Raw genomic sequence first — 17,053 nt, 5'->3', positions numbered from 1 at the left:
TGGCCACCTATGTCACGGCCACCCCGGGCGGGCGTGGCGTGTCTGTCGGACGTTGCCCTGCCTCGCAGAGTGGGAGGGCCGCCGCCGGAGCAAAACGCCGGGCAACAAAAAGGGCGGCCCGCGGGCCGCCCTGGGGTGTGGGGCGTTCGTCCTCAGCCGGCGTTGGCGCGGCCGATGGCGGCGGCGAGGCGCTCGGTCTGCACCATGGCGCTGATGCCGATCAGCAGGTGGGCGGCCTGGACCAGCCAGTGGTAGTTGCCGGGCAGCAGGGCGGTCTGGAACACGCCCAGGGCCAGCACCACGACGCCCCAGGTGGCGCCGAGGATGGCCAGGGCCGGGGCGGCCTTGAGGCCGAGCAGGGACAGCAGCCACAGGGACAGCACCAGCAGGGCGCCGGTGCCCATGTGGGCGTGGAGCAGGGCGCCGCCCTGGCCGAGCCAGAGCAGGATGCCGAGAATGAGGGCGGCGGTGCCGGCCAGGCGGGCCGTGACGATGGCGATGCGGGTAAGGGTTTGCTGCATGTTGCGTTCTCCTTTGATGTTTATGGTTTGTTGTGGCGCCGTCCCCGGCCGGGGACGGAGACGCGGCCTTTTCGCCTTTGCCGGCGTTACGGGCCGTGCTGATTCTATGCTGCAATGCCGGAAATGCCGAAGCCCTTTCACACTGCGCCCGGCACCTCGGCTGCAAGCCGCGCCCCTGGCCGATCCCGGCGATGGCATGCTGAAGATAAAGGACTGGTGCCGCTTTCAGGGTAGGTGCCATGAAAAACGGGAATGGATCGCTCCATTCCCGTTGTCGTGGGGGCGGGCCGGAAGTTAGGGACGGGCCGGCAGGGGCGCAAACTCCACCGGCACCCAGGCGTAGCTGCCCTTGCCTTCGGCGCGGACGTGGCCGAGGCCGGGGAAGGGCAGGTGCATGCCGCCCACCAGGACCTTGCTGGCGGCGGCTTCCTTCATGATGGCCTTGCGCGTGGCGATGGCCTGCTTCTGGTCCACGTCGAACTCGATGGAGACGCCGGGCTTGGCGAACTGCACGGCGTGGGCATGGACCAGGTCGCCCCAGATGAGCAGCTTCTGGCCTTTGGACTCCACGGCGAAGGCAGTGTGGCCGGGGGTGTGGCCGTTGGCCTTGACCGCCCGGATGCCTGGCACCAGCTCGCTGCCGGCGGCGAAGGTGGCCCATTGGCCCTTGGCCAGGTAGGGGGCGGCGCTGTCCCGGGACAGCTTGAAGAAGGGCTGCATGCCTTCCGGCGCGGCGGCGGCCACCTTTTCCGAGAGCCAGAAATCATTGTCTTCCTGGGCCGCCAGGATGCGGGCCTTGGGGAAGATGGGCTGGCCGCCGGCGTCGTTGAGGCCGCCCATGTGGTCGGCGTGGAGGTGGGTCAGCACCACCGTATCCACCTGCTCCAGGCTGTAGCCGGCCGCCTTCAGGTTGGCGGCGATGTTGCCGAGGGAGGGGCCGAACAGCTTGGCGGCGCCCGTATCCACCAGCACCAGGTTCTTGCCGGTGTTGATCAGGTAGGCGTTCACCGCCGTCTGCATCTTCGGGTTGCCGACGAACATGCGGGCCAGCAGGGCGTTCAGGTCCTGGGGCCGGGCGTTCTTCAGCAGCTTGGTCTCCAGCTCGATGGCGCCGTCGTAGAGGGCGGTCACCTCGAAGTCGCCCAGCTGGGTGCGGTAGTAGCCGGGGACCTGGGTCTGCACCTGGGGCGCTTCGGCCCGGGCCAGGGGCGCGAGGAAAAGGAGGGCGGCGGAAAGGGCGAGCAGTGAGCGGCGCAGTTGCATGGGGAAATCTCCTGTTATGGGTTTGGGATGATGGGAGAAGGAGGGGAGTGTGGCCTATGACGCGGGGCTCGCCGCAAGGACTGTTTCCCCGCCTTTTTATCCCTTGACCTGGAGTGCGCTCCAGCTTTTAGGATGCCTGCCATGAAGCCCTATCTCTCCATCCAGAAAGCGGCCGCCAGCACCGGCCTGAGTCCCGACACCCTGCGCTACTACGAGCGCATCGGCCTCATCGGCACGGTGCCCCGGGGGCCGGGAGGACAGCGCCGCTACGTGCCTGACGACATGGCCTGGCTGGCCTTCCTGTTGCGCTTGCGCAGTACCGGCATGCCGGTGCGGCAGATGCAGGAATTCGCCGAGCTGCGCCGCCGGGGCGAAGCCACCGCCGGGGCGCGCCGGGAAATGCTGGAGCGGCACCTGGAGGGCGTGCGGCGGAACATCCGCCAGCTGGAGGAAACGGCGGCGGTGCTGGCCGGCAAGGTCGAGCATTACCGGCAGCTGGAGGCTTCATCCATCCAACCCAAGGCAAAAGGAGCCTCCCATGGAAAAGTCCGAAGCGATGCAAAACGAGCGTTACGCCAGAGGCCTGGCAAAGCTGCAGGAGATTGACGGCCAGGCCGGGGAAAAGGTGGTGGCCAGCCTGGCCGGCATTGCCCCGGATTTCGCCCGCTACCTGATCGAATTTCCCTTCGGTGACATCTACAGCCGCCCGGGCCTGGACCTGCGCTCCCGGGAAATCGCCGTGGTGGCGGCCCTGACGGCCCTGGGCAATGCGGCGCCCCAGCTCAAGGTGCACATCCAGGGCGCCCTCAACGTGGGTGTGAGCCGTCAAGAAGTGGTGGAGACCATCATGCAGATGGCCGTCTATGCCGGCTTTCCGGCGGCCCTCAACGGCCTGTTTGCGGCGCAGGAGGTGTTTGCCGAAGCCGGGTGAGCGGGGTGGCGGCGATGTTCCCCGGGGCGGGCGTCCCGGATGCCCCTTGTCGTTGTAAGGGGCGGCAGGTTATGGTCCTGGTCTTGCACATGTCATGGTCCGGAAAATGTCGCGCCACCCCATGTATCCTTCCGCCCGCCTCGCCTTGTTGTTGCTCAATACCTGGTCCTTCTTCACCGGCCTGGCAGCCTTTTATCTCTACTGGTTTCTTTCCATGGCTGGCACCGGGGCGATTACCGAGGGCATGGCGGCCGATATCGGCCAATTGAACGATGTCGGCATCCTGCGGCAACTGGCCCTCAGTTTGCTGCATGCAGCGGTCGATTTCCGTCAAAGCGGAATCACCCTGGCAGTATGGGGCCTGTCCCTGCTTATGCTCTCGAGCGGCCTGTCCTTGCTGCTGCTGTTCCGGGAAATGCGCCGTCCAGCGCAGCCCAGGGAACCGGAGCCGACGGATACAGGAAGCGGCTTCGTGGCCGACCTGCTGCAGGGGCGCCTGCCGTTGTGGAAGGCCTTCTGGCTTGTCTATGTTCCGGAGCCCTTCCTCGCCAGCCTTGTCGTCAATGTCCTCATCGGGAACCTGGACGGAAAGACCCAGGTGCTGCTGTCCATGTTCGTGTTTCCATTGACCGTCGGTTTTGTGTGGACGCTGCTTTTGAGCGTGACGGTCCTGGTCTGGCGTTGCAGCGACAATACCGCCCGGCCGGTTTGGGGCAAGGTGGCGCGGGTGCTGCTGGTACTGGTCATTGCCGTACCGCTGCTGCAGTTCCTGATCCTCATGGTGCCTTTCCTGGGGCTGCTTTCCCGCAGCTGACGGGGGCTAGTTCTCCCAGGGCGCCTGCTCGAAGGCCGTCGCCAGGAAATTGACCAGGGCCCGCACCTTTCCCGAGAGGTGCTTGCGTGAGGGATAGACGGCGTAGATGCCCAGTTCCCGCTGCTTGTACTGGGGCAGGATGGGCACCAGGCGGCCGCTGGCCAGGTCCTGGTGGCAGAGGAAGGTGGGCTGGAAAACGATGCCCTGGTGGTCCAGGGCTGCGGCGCGGCAGGTGTCGCCGTTGTTGGCGTGGAAGCGGGGGCGGAGATTGACACTTTCCATGCCGTGGGGGCCTTCCAGTTCCAGGGTGTCGCCGCTGGGGGAATAGCTGTAGCCGATGAACTGGTGCCGGGCCAGGTCGGCCAGGGTCAGGGGCGTGCCGTGGGCCGCCAGGTACTGGGGCGAGGCGCAGAGCAGGATGCGGGTGCTGGCCAGGCGCCGGGAAACCAGGGAGGAGTCGGGCAGGCGGGTGATGCGCACCGCCAGGTCGTAGCCTTCCTCCACCAGATCCACCACCCGGTCGTTGAGGCTCACGTCCAGGCTCACTTCCGGATGGGTGGCGAGAAAGGCGCCCCACAGCGGCGCCAGGTGCAGCACGCCAAAGGAGAGGGGGGCATTGACCTTGAGCTGGCCCACGGCCCGGTTGGTGGTGAGGCCCACGGCGCTGTCCGCGTCCTCCAGTTCTTCCAGGATCTGCTTGCTGCGTTCCAGGTAGAGGCGGCCGGCCTCGGTGAGGGACAGGCGGCGGGTGGTGCGATGCAGGAGGCGGGCGCCCAGGCGGCTTTCCAGGTCCTGCACCAGGCGCGATACGGCGGCCTTGGAACTGCGCAGCTGGTCCGCCGCCTTGACGAAGCTGCCGCTGTCCACCACGGCAACGAAGGCTTCCATTTCCCGGAATCTGTCCATTTTGTTCCGAATATCAAAACAGTTAGTCACAGGATTGTATATTTATCTTCAATCGTCGGTTCAATAAAGTACGTTCCATCGCGGCCACACCTGTTGCCGCCCACTTTAGAGGGACCGCACCATGACCCTGCCCACCCTGTTCATTTCCCACGGCGCGCCGACCTTTGCCCTGGAGCCCGGCATCATCGGCCCCCGGCTGACGGCCCTGGGGCGGCAACTGCCCAAGCCCCGGGCGGTGGTGGTGGTGTCCCCCCACTGGATCACCGCCGGCCTGGAAGTGGCCACCAGCCCCCGGCCCGAGACCATCCACGACTTCGGCGGCTTCCCGGAGGCCCTGTACCAGTTGCGCTACCCGGCCGCTGGTGCCCCCGAGGTGGCGGCCGAGGTCCTGGAGGCCTTGGCCCGGGCCGGCTTCCCCGGCCGCAGCAATCCCCACCGGGGCCTGGACCACGGCGCCTGGGTGCCTCTCATGCACCTCTACCCGCAAGCCGACGTGCCGGTGGTGCAGCTGTCCCTGCCCATGACCGGTTCGCCCCAGGTGCTGCTGGCCCTGGGTCGGGCCCTGGCGCCCCTGCGGCAGCAGGGCGTGCTGGTGCTGGCCTCCGGCAGCATCACCCACAACCTGATGGACTTCCGCCTGGGCGGCGGCGAAGCGGCCTATGCCCGGGAGTTCATGGAGTGGGTGGCTGACACCATCGCCGCCGGCGACCTGGATGCCCTGCTGGACCTGCGCCGCCGGGCCCCCCACGCGGTGCGCGCCCATCCCACCGACGAACACCTGCAGCCTCTGCTGGTGGCCATCGGTGCCGCCGGCGAGGACTGGGCCGCCGTCCGCCGCCTGGAAGGGGGCCTGGTCTATGGCGTGATCGGCATGGACAGCTATGCCTTCGGCGTCACCGCCGGGGACGCAAACCAAATCGACCATTCCGCGTCTACCCCGGTGTCCGCCGCGGTAGCTGCCCACTGAAGCGAGGAATCACCATGAACCACAGCACCGACCGTTACAGCAGCACCGCCAAGGCCCTGCACTGGCTGATGGCCCTGGGCCTCTTCGGCGCCCTGGGCGTCGGCTTCTACATGACCGGCCTGCCCCTGTCGCCGCAGAAGCTGCAGATCTACTCCTGGCACAAGTGGGCCGGCGTCAGCCTGTTCCTGCTGATGCTGCTGCGCTTTGCCTGGCGCCTTAGCCACCGGCCGCCGGCTCCCGTGCCCATGCCGGCCTGGCAGCGCCTCGCCGCCGAGGGCGTGCATCACCTGCTGTATCTGCTGATGTTCGCCATCCCCCTCACGGGCTGGCTGATGAGTTCGGCGAAGGGCTTCCAGACCGTCTATTTCGGCGTGCTGCCCATCCCCGACCTGATCGGCAAGGACCCGGACCTGGGCAACCTGCTGAAGACCGTGCATATGAGCCTCAACTTCCTGCTGCTGGCCCTGGTGGCCGCCCATGCCGGCGCCGCCCTGAAGCACCACTTCCTGGACCGGGACGCCACCCTGCGCCGCATGCTGCCGGGCCGCTCCTGAGTCGCACCAAGAAAAACGTACGCCAACCCCATCGTCACGGAGATAACACCATGATCAAACAAACCCTCGGCGCCGCCGCCCTGGCCGCCGCCGTCTTCGCCTTGCCGGCCCAGGCCGTCGAGTTCAACGCGGTGCAGGCCGACAAGACCCAGATCGCCTTCACCTACAAGCAGATGAACGTGCCCATCGACGGCAAGTTCAGGAAGAGTGCCGCCAGCATCGCCTTTGATCCGGCCAAGCCCCAGGCCGCCAAGGCCAGCCTGGAGATCGATCTGGCCAGCATCGATGCCGGCTCCCAGGAGGCCAATGACGAAGTGGCAAGCAAGCTGTGGTTCAACACCAAGGCCTTCCCCAAGGCCACCTTCGTCTCCAGCAGCGTCAAGGCCCTCGGCAACAACCGTTTCGAGGTCGCCGGCAAGCTGAGCATCAAGGGCAAGACCCTGGACGCCACCGCCCCCTTCACCTTCAAGCAGGAGGGCACCAACGGCGTCTTCGACGGCGCCTTCGTGCTGAAGCGGGCCGACTACGCCATCGGCGAAGGCATGTGGGCCGACTTCGGCACCGTGGCCAATGAAATCCAGATCAAGTTCCACGTCGTGGCGGCGGCTGCCGCTGCGGCCAAGAAGTAAGCCGTACCGCTGTATCGCCCCAACCCCAAGTCGTACCCAGAGAAATCTTAGAAAACCCCTTACAGGAGATTCACCATGATCAAGCAACTCGTCGCCGTCGCCATCACCGCTTCCTCCTTCGCCGCCGTGGCCGCTCCCGAAACCTATGTGATGGACGGCAGCCACACCTTCCCCCGCTTCTCCTACAGCCACTTCGGCTATTCCACCCAGCTCTCCCATTTCGACAAGACCAGCGGCAAGATCGTCATCGACAAGGCCGCCAAGAGCGGCAGCGTGGACGTGACCATCGACATGAAGTCCGTCAATACCGGCTCCGCCCTGTTCAACGGCCACATCCAGGGCGAGGATTTCCTCGACACCGCCAAGTTCCCCACCGCCACCTACAAGTCCACCAAGGTGAACTTTGACGGCGACAAGGTGGTGTCCGTGGATGGCAACCTGACCATCAAGGGCATCACCAAGCCGGTCACCCTCAGCGTCACCTCCTTCCAGTGCATGCCCCATCCCATGCTGAAGAAGGACGCCTGCGGCGCCAACGCCACCGCCGTCATCAAGCGCAGCGAATTCAACGCCGGCAAGTACGCTCCCTATGTGGGCGACGACGTCACCCTGAGCATCGCCGTCGAAGCCATCAAGGAATAAGCCTCCCCGAGGCTGCCTCCGGGCCCGCCGATGCAAGGCGCATCGGCGGGCCTTTTTGCCTTTAGAATGGGCCTCCCCAGATATCGCGTCGGCCCGTCGTGTCTCCCCGCTTCTATCCCAAGTCCTTTCTCAAGCTGCTCTCCCTGGCCTTTCTCGCCGCGGCCCTGCCTCTGGTGGTGGCCCTGGTGCAGACGGCCATGGAGGTGAACCTGCTGGTGCAGCAGAGCCGCCAGGCCGTGGGCCAGACCGCCCAGGCGGCCCGGGCCAGCCGCCAGCTGCTGGAACAGACCGTGGCCCTGGAACGCTCCGCCCGCCAGTACCTGGTGCTGGGAGAGCCGTCCCTGCTGGCGGACTACGACACCCTGCGGGCTGGCTTTCGCACCACCTTCAGCGAGCTGTCCCTGCTGCCCCTGGATGAAGCCCAGCTGCTGGAACTGAACCGCACCATCGACACCGAGGCCGCCCTGCGCGAGCGCCTGGAGAAGATCCAGGGCGGCAAGGCCCGCCTGGCCGAAGACTATGCCGCCCTTTCCGACCTGGCCCGGGGCGTGCAGCGCATCAGCGACGCCCTCACCGACCGGGAAATGAGCCGCCTCGGCGAACTGGCCGGGGAGGCGGAACAGCGCCTGTGGAAGCAGCTGCTGGCCATGCTGGTGCTGGGCCTGGTGGTGTCGGCCCTGGCCGCCGCCCTCATCGCCCGGCCGGTGCGGGAACTGGAGGCCGCCGTCTCCCGCCTCGGCGGTGGCGACCTGCAGGCGCCGGTGGCAGTGCACGGCCCGGCCGACCTGGAGCGCCTGGGCCAGCGCCTGGAATGGCTGCGCCAGCAGCTGAACGAGCTGGAGGCCCAGAAGGTGCGCTTCCTGCGCCATGTCTCCCATGAACTGAAGACGCCCCTGACCGCCCTGCGCGAAGGGGCGGAACTGCTGGCCGACGGCGCCGCCGGCTCCCTCTCCGAAGGCCAGCGGGAGATCGTCGCCATCCTCCAGGGCAAGAGCCGCCAGCTGCAGACCATGATCGAGCGCCTGCTCAATGCCCAGCGGGCCCTGGATGAACTGGGACGCCTCGAATTCGTGCCGGTGGACCTGGCCCGGCTGGTGGGCCGGGGGCTGGACGACCACCGTCTGGCAGCCCAGGCCCGGGGCCTGCGTTTCCAGGCCGAATGCGAGCCCCTGACGGTGCGGGGCGACCGGGACAAGCTGGCCACGGTCCTCGACAACCTGCTCTCCAACGCGGTCAAGTACTCTCCCGAGGGTGGTATGATCGCCGTCGCCCTGAAGTCCGAAGACGGCCTTGCCTGCCTGGACGTGCGTGACCAGGGCCCCGGCGTCGCCCCCAACGACCGGGAACGCATTTTCGACTGGTTCTACCTGGGCGGCAGCCGCCCCGCCGCCGCCAGCGTCCCCGGCAGCGGCCTCGGCCTCGCCATCGCCCGGGAACTGGCCCAGGCCCACCGGGGCCGGCTCGAAATGCTGCCCGAAGGCCCTCCCGGGGCCTGTTTCCGTCTCAGCCTGCCCCTCGCTGCCGCCGGGCGCTGAACCCTCCCTAGCCGAACTGCCTTGTCTTACCGCATACCCATGAAATTCCCATCCCTGCTGCTGAGCCTCTGCCTCTTCCTGGGGGCCTGCAGTCATGTGCCACCGGCGCCGGTGGACGAAAGCCGCCTGGTGCTCGATACCCTGGCCCTGGCCCAGAAAACTGCCGCCGCCAACGCCGAGGAACAGAAGCGGGAGCTGGCGTCCGCCCAGCAGGCCTACAACCGGGAACGCAGCCTGGGCAACCGCCTGCGCCTGGGAGTGCTGCTGGCCTTGCCCCAGCCGGCCCTGGAGGACAAGTCCCGGGCCCTGGCCCTGCTTGAACCCCTGGCCGGCCATGCCGGTCCCGCCGGCCAGCTGGCGACCCTGGTCCAGGGCCAGCTCAACGAGCGCCTGAAGGAAGGGCGCCGGGCCCAGCAGCTGAAGGAACAGCTGGACGAACTCAAGTCCATCGAGCGCCAGCTCATCGAACGCAGCCGCAAGGGGAGGCAATAGCCATGGCCGAACTGCTGCTGGTGGATGACGACGCCGACATCCTCAAACTGCTGGCCCTGCGCCTGGCCACCGCCGGCCACCGGGTGCGCACCGCCGACAGCGGCGAGCAGGCCCTGGTCATGTTCCAGGCCCAGCGGCCCCAGCTGGTCATCACCGACCTGAAGATGGGCGGCATGGACGGCCTCGCCCTGTTCGACGAGATCCAGCGCCGGGCCCCGACCCTGCCGGTGATTGTGCTCACCGCCCACGGCACCATTCCCGAGGCGGTGGATGCCACCCGCCGCGGCGTCTTCGGTTTCCTCACCAAACCCTTCGACGGCAAGGCCCTGCTGGAGCAGGTGGAGCAGGCCCTGCGCCTGGCGTCCCCCGCCGCCCAGGGCGGCGGCGAGAACGAGCCCTGGCGCGCCGATCTGGTGGGCGGCAGCCCGGCCATGCAGGAACTGCTGGAGCGGGCCCGCCTGGTGGCGGCCTCCGATGCCAGCGTCTTCATCGCCGGCGCCAGCGGCACCGGCAAGGAACTGCTGGCCCGGGCCATCCACCTGGCCAGCCCCCGGGCGGATAAGCCTTTCGTCGCCATCAACTGCGCCGCCATCCCGGAAAACCTGCTGGAGTCCGAACTCTTCGGCCACCGCAAGGGCGCCTTCACCGGCGCCACCTACAACCACAAGGGCCTGTTCCTGGAGGCGGACGGCGGCACGGTCTTCCTCGACGAGATCGGCGACATGCCCCTGTCCCTCCAGGCCAAGCTGCTGCGGGTGCTGCAGGAGCGCCAGGTGCGCCCCGTGGGCGCCACCCAGGCGGTGCCGGTTGATGTGCGGGTGGTTTCGGCCACCCACCGGGACCTGGACGAACTCCTGAAAAGCGGCCAGTTCCGCGAAGACCTCTACTACCGCCTCAATGTGGTCTCCCTGGCTCTGCCCCTATTGGCGGAGCGGCGGGAGGACATTCCCCTGCTGGCCAACCATTTCCTGCAGCGCACGGCCAGCCGCTACGGCAAACCCGTCACCGCCTTCGCCCCGGATGCCATGGAAGCCCTGGTGACGGCGCCCTGGCCGGGCAATGTGCGGCAGTTGCAGAATGTGGTGGAGCAGGCGGTGGCCCTCTCCCCGGTGAGCGGCGGCCTGGTGCCGGCGGCCCTGATCCAGGGTGCCCTGCGCTCCGGTGATAGCGCCTTCACTTCCCTGGACGAGGCGAAGAAGGTGTTCGAGCGGGATTACCTGGTGCGCCTGCTGCGCCTCACCGAAGGCAGCGTCACCCAGGCGGCCCGTCTGGCCCAGCGCAACCGCACTGAGTTCTACAAGCTGCTGGAACGGCATCAGCTGGATGCCAAGCAGTTCAAGCCCGGGGCCGGCGACAGCGCCTGAGGGGCGTCGGGCTGGCCCGACAAAATAAATCCGTTTTAAATCAATTGGCTGCGATCAAGGATGGCAGCCCCTGTCGGGCCGCCCCGAAATTCCGGGGCCGGCCCGTTCTTTTTGTTTTCTCCTAACCGACTGATCTTCAAGGAAGTTTTATTCCTGGCACGGCCGTTGCAATAACGGTTGCAAGCCGCACTCCCAAGGCGGCGCTTTTTGCCCAGGAGAATAAAAATGAAGTTCAGGAAAGTTGTCATGCTGGCCCTGCTGATCGGTAGCACCGGTCTGTTCAATGCGGCCCATGCCCACGGTGGCATTGACGGCGATGCCGTGGTTGGCGGCGCCCTTGGCGGTGCGGCCGGCGCCGCCGTCGGTTCGGCTATCGGCGGCCGCGACATGGCCATGGTCGGTGGCGCCCTCGGCGCGGCTGCCGGCGTTTCCCTGAATACCCGTTCCCGTTACGACGATGGCCGCCGCCGCGGCTACTACGACGACCGTCACGACCGGGGTTACCACCGCGGCCACTACAAGCATCGTCACCGTCACCACCACGACCGCCACGACTGGTAAGCCAGTTCCCCCTGCCAAGGAGCGACCATGGATTCCACTTTCGAAATCGGCCATTCCCCGACCCCGGCCCCGGTGCGGGCCCGTCGCCTGCATCCCCTGCTGACGGCGGCCGCCGTCTCTCTCACCGTCTTCAGCCTGCTGGGCATCGGTGCCATTACCGGTCTCATTCCCTCGGCGTCTTCCCAGCTGCAGGAGAAGGGGGCCGATAAGGACGCCGCCAAGGCGGAGGAGGGCGGCAAGCCCGCCGCCAAGGGGGCCGCCAGCGCCAAGTCCACTTGTGCCAACTGCGGCGTGGTGGAAACGGTGCGCATGGTGCAGCTGGAAGGCAATGCCAGCGGCCTGGGGGCTGTGGCCGGCGGCGTCACCGGCGCCCTGGTGGGCAACCAGTTCGGCCGGGGCGGCGGCAATACGGCCATGACCCTGATCGGCGCTGCCGGCGGGGCCTATGCCGGCAACAGCATCGAAAAGAACATGAATCGCCAGACCGCCTACCGCATCACCGTGCGCATGGATGACGGCGCCTACCGCACCATTTCCCAGTCCCACGTGCCCGCCGTGGCCGCCGGCGACAAGGTGAAGGTGGTGAACGGCAACGTCAGCGCCATTCCCTGAACCCATCCCAACCCCGTGGAGAACAACATGAAAACCGCAAAATCCTTCGCCCTCGTCGCCGCTGCCGTCCTGGCCATGACCCTGTCCGCCTGTAGCGGCAATCCCACCCGGCAGCAGGTCGGGGTGGCCACCGGCGCCGTCGTCGGCGGTGTCGTCGGCTCCGCCCTGACTGGCGGCAGCACGGCGGGTACCGTGGCCGGCGCCGCTGCCGGCGGCCTGGTGGGCAACGAGCTGTCCAAGCGTCGCTGACGCCGAGCCGAATCCCTTTGAGCCGCGCCCGGTTTCCGGGTGCTTGTGTAAGCCGATGGTAGGCGGGGGCGCCTACCATCGGCTCTTTTTTTGGTGCACCGCCGCAGCCAGCCCCGGGTCATGCTAGTATTTTTGTCATAGAAAAAAATACCATCGGCAATGCCCGTCGGCAGGGAGCGAGTGGGATGTTTCCGAATCACAAAATGAGGGCCTGGTTGTTCCCGGCCCTGCTGCTTTGGTGCCTGGCTGCCGCAGGGGGAGCCCAGGGGGGCGAGCGCCCCCGCCTGGTGGCCTTCGCCCAGGACACCCTGGCCAACGACTACCGCCTGGCCCAGGTGCGGGCCCTGGTGGAGGCGTTCAATCGCCAGCCCGGCGTCAATTTCGTCTTTTCCGATGCCCAGGGCGAGACGGCCCGGCAGGTGGCCGACGTGGAGGATTTCGTCGCCCGTGGCGTCGATGTGCTGATCGTCAGTCCCCGGGATTCCCAGGCCCTGGCGCCCGTGCTGGCCAAGGCTTACCGCCAGGGTATCCCGGTGGTGCTGCTGATGCGCCGGGTGGAGGGGGACGCCTATACCACCTGGGTGGGGCCCGACGACGGGCAGATCGGTGCCGCTGCCGCTGCCTTCATCGCCGCCGAATTGCAGGGCCGGGGCACGGTGCTGGTGCTGCAGGGCATTCCCGGCGCCAGCACCTCCCAGATGCGCACCGCCGCCTTTGTCGAAGCCTTGCGCCGCCACCCCGGCCTGCGCCTGCACAGCATTCGCCCGGCCAATTACCTGCGGGCCGACGCGGTCAAGGCCGTGGAGGAGGCGCTGGAGGAAGGGCGTCCCTTCGATGCCATCTACGCCCAGTCCGACAGCATGGCCAGCGGCGCCCGCCTGGCCTTGCGCAAGCACGGCATCGATCCGGGCCGGCTGGTCATCGTCGGCATCGACTACATCCGGGAGGCGCGCCAGGCCATCGCTGACGGCGAGCAGCGGGCCTCCTTCACCTATCCCCTGAGTACCGAAGCGACGGCCCGGGTGGTGCGGGACATTCTCGCCGGACGCCCTGTGCCGCGGCGGGTGGTGGTGCCCAGCCAGCTGGTGACGCGGCAGGGCAGCGCCCGCCAGGAGCCGGTTTTCTAGATGTCCGCCCCCAACTGGCTCCCCAGCATCAAGGCCAAGCTGCTGGCCCTGCTCCTGCTCAGCATCTTTCTGGTGCTGACGGTGGTGGGCACCCTGCTTTCCGTCGGGGTGGAGCGCTTCCACCGGGAGGAAACCCGGGAGGTCTTTGCTACCGCCCAGCGGGCCCTCAGTGCCGAAATCCGGGCCCGCCAGACCTTCCTGCTGCAGATGGCCGGGCGCCTGGCGGCGGACGAGGCCCTGGTGGCCAGCCTCAACCTGGTGTCCCGCTATTCCGATCCCCTGCACTACGATCCCCTGGTGTTCGACGGGGAGAAGAAACGCCTGGCCGGGGACCTGGCCCGTCTTTCCAGCGCCACCGACCACCTGTCCCTGGTGGTGGTGGACAGCCGGGGCCAGTGGGTGGCTTTCGGCCGGGTGGAGAAAAACGGCCAGGAGGCGGGCTTCCTGGCCTTCGACAATGCGGGTGCCCCCCTGGCCTGGCAACAGGACTCCCTCTCGCCCAACCAGTGGCACGCCGGACGCACGCCGGTGGAGGTGGAGTTCCTCGCCGGCCTGGCCCGCAATGCGCCGCCGACCCAGGCCATGGTCCGCTCGCCCGACGGGCTGATGCTGCTGGCCAGCGCCCCGGTGATCCGCCACTTTCCCCGGGGCGAGCCTCTCACGGTCGGGCGGGTGGTGGTGGCCCAGACCCTGGGCCAGGGCTTCCTGGAACAGGTGACCCGCTACACGCCGCTGCACTTTGGCCTGCTCTTCGCCCAGGGGCAGGTGGTGGGGGACATCCAGGCCCTGGCTTCCGAGGTCGATCTGAGCCGGGCGGCGCCGCTCCTGAAAAATGCCGGCAATCCCCTGAGCGGCTGGCAGGAGACGCCCCGGCACTTCCTCATGCTGTTTTCCCTGCCCCTGCTGGGCAACGAACAGGCCTATCCGCTCCTGGTCCTGGAAAAGGAGGGCGTAAACAAGCAGGTGCGGGAAACCCTGGGGGTGTTGCTGCTGGTGCTGCTGCTGGCCGGGGCCCTGGTGGTGCCCCTCAGCCAGGCCCTGGCCAACCGGGGCATCTCCCGGCCGGTACTGAACCTGCTGGCCAGCGTGGAACGGGTCAAGACCGGCCAGTACGACGGTATCGCCGGGCAGGCGCCGGGCAGCGTCGAGTTCGCCAGCCTTTTCGATTCCCTGCAGGACATGGCCCATACCATCCGCAGCCGGGAGGACCAGCTGCGCTTGTGGGCCAGCGTGCTGGAACAGAGCCGGGAAGCGGTCTTCGTCACCGATGCGGAAAACCGCATCCTGCTGGTGAACCGGGCCTTCGTCGCCGTCACCGGCTACACCCTGGAAGAGGCGCGGGGGCGGACGCCCCGTTTCCTCCAGTCCGGCCGCCACGACCAGGCGTTCTACGCCAATCTGTGGCGCAGCCTGAAAGAGACCGGCCATTGGCAGGGGGAAATCTGGGACCGGGCCAAGGATGGCCGCATCCATCCCCAGTGGGCCGCCATCAGCGCCGTGGCCGATGCCGCCGGGACGGTCAGCAACTACATCGCCATCTACTCCGACCTCACGGAGCACAAGGCGGCCCAGGACCGCATCCAGTTCCTGGCCCAGCACGATCCTCTCACCGGCCTGCCCAACCGCATGCTGCTGCAGGACCGGCTCACCGTGGCCATTGCCGCCGCCGCCCGGGAGGGGCATGAGGTGGGGGTGCTGTTCATCGACCTGGACCGCTTCAAGACCATCAACGATTCCCTCGGCCATTCCGTCGGCGACGAGCTGATCAAGGGCGTCACCAAGCGCCTGCAGGACGCGGTGCGGGAATCGGATACGGTGTCCCGCCTGGGGGGCGACGAGTTCATTGTCGTCCTGCACCGCATCCGCCGCTCCGAGGACGCGGCCCATGTGGCCGACGCCGTCCTGGCCCAGCTGACGGCGCCCTTCAACATCGCCGGCAAGGAGCTGCGGGTGACGGCCTCCATCGGCATCAGCGTCTTCCCTGCCGACGGCGAGGACGAGGAGGGGCTGATCAAGAATGCGGACACGGCCATGTTCCATGCCAAGGAACGGGGGCGCAACAACTACCAGTTCTTCCGCCCGGAAATGAACGCCCGGGCCGGGGAGCGCCTGGCCCTGGAGAACTCCCTGCGGGGGGCGGTGCAGCGCAAGGAATTCGTGCTTTTCTACCAGCCCCAGGTGGAGATCCGCAGCGGCCGCCTGGTGGGGGCCGAGGCCCTGATCCGCTGGCGGCGGGGCGACTCGGGCTTCGTTTCGCCGGCCGACTTCATTCCCCTGGCCGAGGAGACCGGCACCATCCTGGAAATCGGCGACTGGGTCCTGGCCGAAGCCTGCCGCCAGCAGGTGCAGTGGGACCAGCAGTGGCCGGCCATGGGCCTGAAACCGGTGCCGGTGGCGGTGAATCTGTCTTCCCTGCAGTTCCGCCAGAAGCACTTCAAGGAAAACCTGCTCGACATCGTCGGCGACTATCCTCTGCCCGCCGGGCGCATCGAACTGGAACTGACGGAAAGCATCGTCATGGAGGAGCCGGAGCAGGTGGGCGCTGTCCTGGCCGAACTGAAGCAGGCCGGCCTGCGCCTGTCCATCGACGACTTCGGCACCGGCTATTCCAGCCTGTCCTACCTGAAGCGCTTCCCCCTGGACAAGCTGAAGATCGATGCTTCCTTCGTCCGGGACATCGTCAACGATTCGGCCGACCTGGCCATCGTGCACGCCGTCGTCTCCCTGGGCCACAGCCTGGGGCTGAAGGTGGTGGCCGAGGGGGTGGAGCACGAGGCCGAACTGCTGATCCTCAACGCCATGGGCTGCGACATCGCCCAGGGTTACCACTTCTGCCGGCCGGTGCCGGCGGAGGAATTCCAGGCCTGGGTTGCCGCCTATGTGCCGGTGCCGCTACGGGGCGGCGTCCCCATGCCGGAAAGCTGAGGCAAAACGATCGCGGAAAAGAGAAACGGCGCCCGCAGGCGCCGTTTTTTCATACCCGTAGCGGGCGAGGTGTGCTTTGGCGTCTCAGCGCGGCAGGTTGCTGCCCCTGTTGGACTGCACGGTCTGCAGCAGCTGGGCGAAGATTTTCGGGCTGCCCGCCACCACGTTGCCGCTGTCCAGATAGCCGGGTTCGCCGGCCAGGTCAGTAGCCAGGCCGCCGGCCTCGGTGATGAGCAGGGTGCCGGCTGCCATGTCCCAGGGGGAAAGGCCGAATTCCCAGAAACCGTCTAGACGGCCGCAGGCCACCCAGGCCAGGTCCAGGGCGGCGGCGCCCGGGCGGCGGATGCCGGCGCAGGTCTGGGTCAGTTCCTTGAAGATGTTGAGATAGGCATCCACGTGGTCGAAGCTGCGGTAGGGGAAACCGGTGCCGATCAGGGCGTCCTGCAGCTTGGCCCGCTTGCCGACGCGGATGCGGCGGTCGTCGAGGAAGGCGCCGGCACCCTTGGTGGCGGTGAACATCTCGTTGCGGATGGGGTCGTAGACCACGGCCTGGGTCACCTGGCCGCGGTGGGCCAGGGCGATGGAAATGGCGTACTGGGGAAAGCCATGGATGAAATTGGTGGTGCCGTCCAGGGGATCGATGATCCACTGGTATTCCTCATCCCGTCCGACGGAGGCGCCGCTCTCCTCTGCTAGAATCCCGTGATTCGGGTAAGCCTCGCGCAGGGTTTCGATAATGGCGGCTTCGGCAGCCCGATCCACTTCGGTGACAAAGTCGCTCTGCTGCTTGGCAACGACCTTGAGCAGGTCGATGTCGTTGGAGGCGCGGTTGATGATCTGGCCGGCGCGACGGGCGGCCTTGACGGCGATGTTCAGGGTTGGATGCATGGCTTTTGTAAAGAACTCGAAGGGGCAGTTTCCGGGCTTCCGGTCTTGTAGACCCGGCCGGCGACTGCCCTAA

Annotated in this window: 19 protein-coding genes; 15 read left to right on the top strand and 4 right to left on the bottom strand. The window is 67.4% G+C overall.

Annotation, left to right across the window (positions count from 1 at the left end; translation table 11 throughout):
- Positions 1–152 precede the first annotated feature (152 nt).
- Positions 153–521, bottom strand: a complete 369-nt coding sequence (locus ACLSSQ_RS10060) for a hypothetical protein (protein WP_416242589.1) — start codon at positions 519–521, stop codon at positions 153–155.
- A 294-nt stretch (positions 522–815) separates the two neighbouring features.
- Positions 816–1,784, bottom strand: a complete 969-nt coding sequence (locus ACLSSQ_RS10055) for an MBL fold metallo-hydrolase (protein WP_130458420.1) — start codon at positions 1,782–1,784, stop codon at positions 816–818.
- A 141-nt stretch (positions 1,785–1,925) separates the two neighbouring features.
- On the opposite strand from ACLSSQ_RS10055, the gene ACLSSQ_RS10050 reads away from it, so the two are divergent.
- From ACLSSQ_RS10050 to ACLSSQ_RS10040, 3 genes are all read left to right on the top strand, one after another.
- Positions 1,926–2,390, top strand: a complete 465-nt coding sequence (locus tag ACLSSQ_RS10050) for a MerR family transcriptional regulator (protein WP_416242588.1) — start codon at positions 1,926–1,928, stop codon at positions 2,388–2,390.
- Positions 2,323–2,715 (top strand): carboxymuconolactone decarboxylase family protein, encoded by a 393-nt coding sequence (locus ACLSSQ_RS10045; protein WP_287875486.1) that lies wholly within the window; start codon positions 2,323–2,325, stop codon positions 2,713–2,715. Before ACLSSQ_RS10050 ends, ACLSSQ_RS10045 begins: the two co-directional genes overlap by 68 nt.
- Before the next feature lie 106 nt (positions 2,716–2,821).
- Positions 2,822–3,529 (top strand): hypothetical protein, encoded by a 708-nt coding sequence (locus tag ACLSSQ_RS10040; RefSeq protein ID WP_416242587.1) that lies wholly within the window; start codon positions 2,822–2,824, stop codon positions 3,527–3,529.
- A gap of 6 nt (positions 3,530–3,535) precedes the next feature.
- Here ACLSSQ_RS10040 and ACLSSQ_RS10035 read toward each other — a convergent pair whose 3' ends face one another.
- The gene (locus ACLSSQ_RS10035; protein ID WP_416242586.1) at positions 3,536–4,417 is read right to left on the bottom strand and encodes a LysR substrate-binding domain-containing protein; all 882 of its coding nucleotides are present in this window, start codon (positions 4,415–4,417) and stop codon (positions 3,536–3,538) included.
- Positions 4,418–4,556: 139 nt separating this feature from the next.
- Here ACLSSQ_RS10035 and ACLSSQ_RS10030 point away from each other — a divergent pair, with 139 nt between their 5' ends.
- From ACLSSQ_RS10030 to ACLSSQ_RS09975, 12 genes are all read left to right on the top strand, one after another.
- Positions 4,557–5,402 carry a DODA-type extradiol aromatic ring-opening family dioxygenase gene (locus ACLSSQ_RS10030; RefSeq protein ID WP_416242585.1) on the top strand — a complete coding sequence of 282 codons (846 nt, stop codon included), beginning with the start codon at positions 4,557–4,559 and terminating at the stop codon, positions 5,400–5,402.
- Positions 5,403–5,416: 14 nt separating this feature from the next.
- Complete coding sequence (locus ACLSSQ_RS10025) at positions 5,417–5,956, top strand: cytochrome b (protein ID WP_416242584.1); 540 nt, start codon at positions 5,417–5,419, stop codon at positions 5,954–5,956.
- A gap of 50 nt (positions 5,957–6,006) precedes the next feature.
- Positions 6,007–6,585, top strand: a complete 579-nt coding sequence (locus tag ACLSSQ_RS10020) for a YceI family protein (protein WP_416242583.1) — start codon at positions 6,007–6,009, stop codon at positions 6,583–6,585.
- 75 nt (positions 6,586–6,660) lie between these two features.
- Complete coding sequence (locus tag ACLSSQ_RS10015) at positions 6,661–7,227, top strand: YceI family protein (protein ID WP_416242582.1); 567 nt, start codon at positions 6,661–6,663, stop codon at positions 7,225–7,227.
- A gap of 98 nt (positions 7,228–7,325) precedes the next feature.
- Positions 7,326–8,762, top strand: a complete 1,437-nt coding sequence (locus ACLSSQ_RS10010; protein ID WP_416242581.1) for an ATP-binding protein — start codon at positions 7,326–7,328, stop codon at positions 8,760–8,762.
- Between the two features lie 39 nt (positions 8,763–8,801).
- Positions 8,802–9,254, top strand: coding sequence for a hypothetical protein (locus ACLSSQ_RS10005; RefSeq protein WP_287875473.1), 453 nt, complete (start codon positions 8,802–8,804; stop codon positions 9,252–9,254).
- A gap of 2 nt (positions 9,255–9,256) precedes the next feature.
- Complete coding sequence (locus tag ACLSSQ_RS10000) at positions 9,257–10,618, top strand: sigma 54-interacting transcriptional regulator (RefSeq protein ID WP_416242580.1); 1,362 nt, start codon at positions 9,257–9,259, stop codon at positions 10,616–10,618.
- A 225-nt stretch (positions 10,619–10,843) separates the two neighbouring features.
- Positions 10,844–11,179 (top strand): hypothetical protein, encoded by a 336-nt coding sequence (locus tag ACLSSQ_RS09995; RefSeq protein WP_014237415.1) that lies wholly within the window; start codon positions 10,844–10,846, stop codon positions 11,177–11,179.
- 27 nt (positions 11,180–11,206) lie between these two features.
- Positions 11,207–11,791, top strand: coding sequence for a glycine zipper 2TM domain-containing protein (locus ACLSSQ_RS09990; RefSeq protein ID WP_014237416.1), 585 nt, complete (start codon positions 11,207–11,209; stop codon positions 11,789–11,791).
- Between the two features lie 27 nt (positions 11,792–11,818).
- Positions 11,819–12,040, top strand: a complete 222-nt coding sequence (locus ACLSSQ_RS09985; protein WP_130458429.1) for a glycine zipper 2TM domain-containing protein — start codon at positions 11,819–11,821, stop codon at positions 12,038–12,040.
- A 203-nt stretch (positions 12,041–12,243) separates the two neighbouring features.
- Entirely contained in the window at positions 12,244–13,167 is a 924-nt protein-coding gene (locus ACLSSQ_RS09980; RefSeq protein ID WP_416242579.1) for a substrate-binding domain-containing protein, read from the top strand.
- Positions 13,168–16,092 carry a putative bifunctional diguanylate cyclase/phosphodiesterase gene (locus ACLSSQ_RS09975; protein WP_416242578.1) on the top strand — a complete coding sequence of 975 codons (2,925 nt, stop codon included), beginning with the start codon at positions 13,168–13,170 and terminating at the stop codon, positions 16,090–16,092.
- An 84-nt stretch (positions 16,093–16,176) separates the two neighbouring features.
- On the opposite strand, the gene ACLSSQ_RS09970 is transcribed toward ACLSSQ_RS09975, so the two are convergent.
- The gene (locus ACLSSQ_RS09970) at positions 16,177–16,980 is read right to left on the bottom strand and encodes an inositol monophosphatase family protein (RefSeq protein WP_014237420.1); all 804 of its coding nucleotides are present in this window, start codon (positions 16,978–16,980) and stop codon (positions 16,177–16,179) included.
- Positions 16,981–17,053 lie beyond the last annotated feature (73 nt).

The organism is Azospira sp. APE16 (assembly GCF_047901315.1).
Lineage (GTDB): Bacteria > Pseudomonadota > Gammaproteobacteria > Burkholderiales > Rhodocyclaceae > Azospira > Azospira oryzae.
The sequence above is the reverse complement of the archived record's forward strand: the minus strand, read 5'-3'. Positions and strand labels throughout refer to the sequence as shown.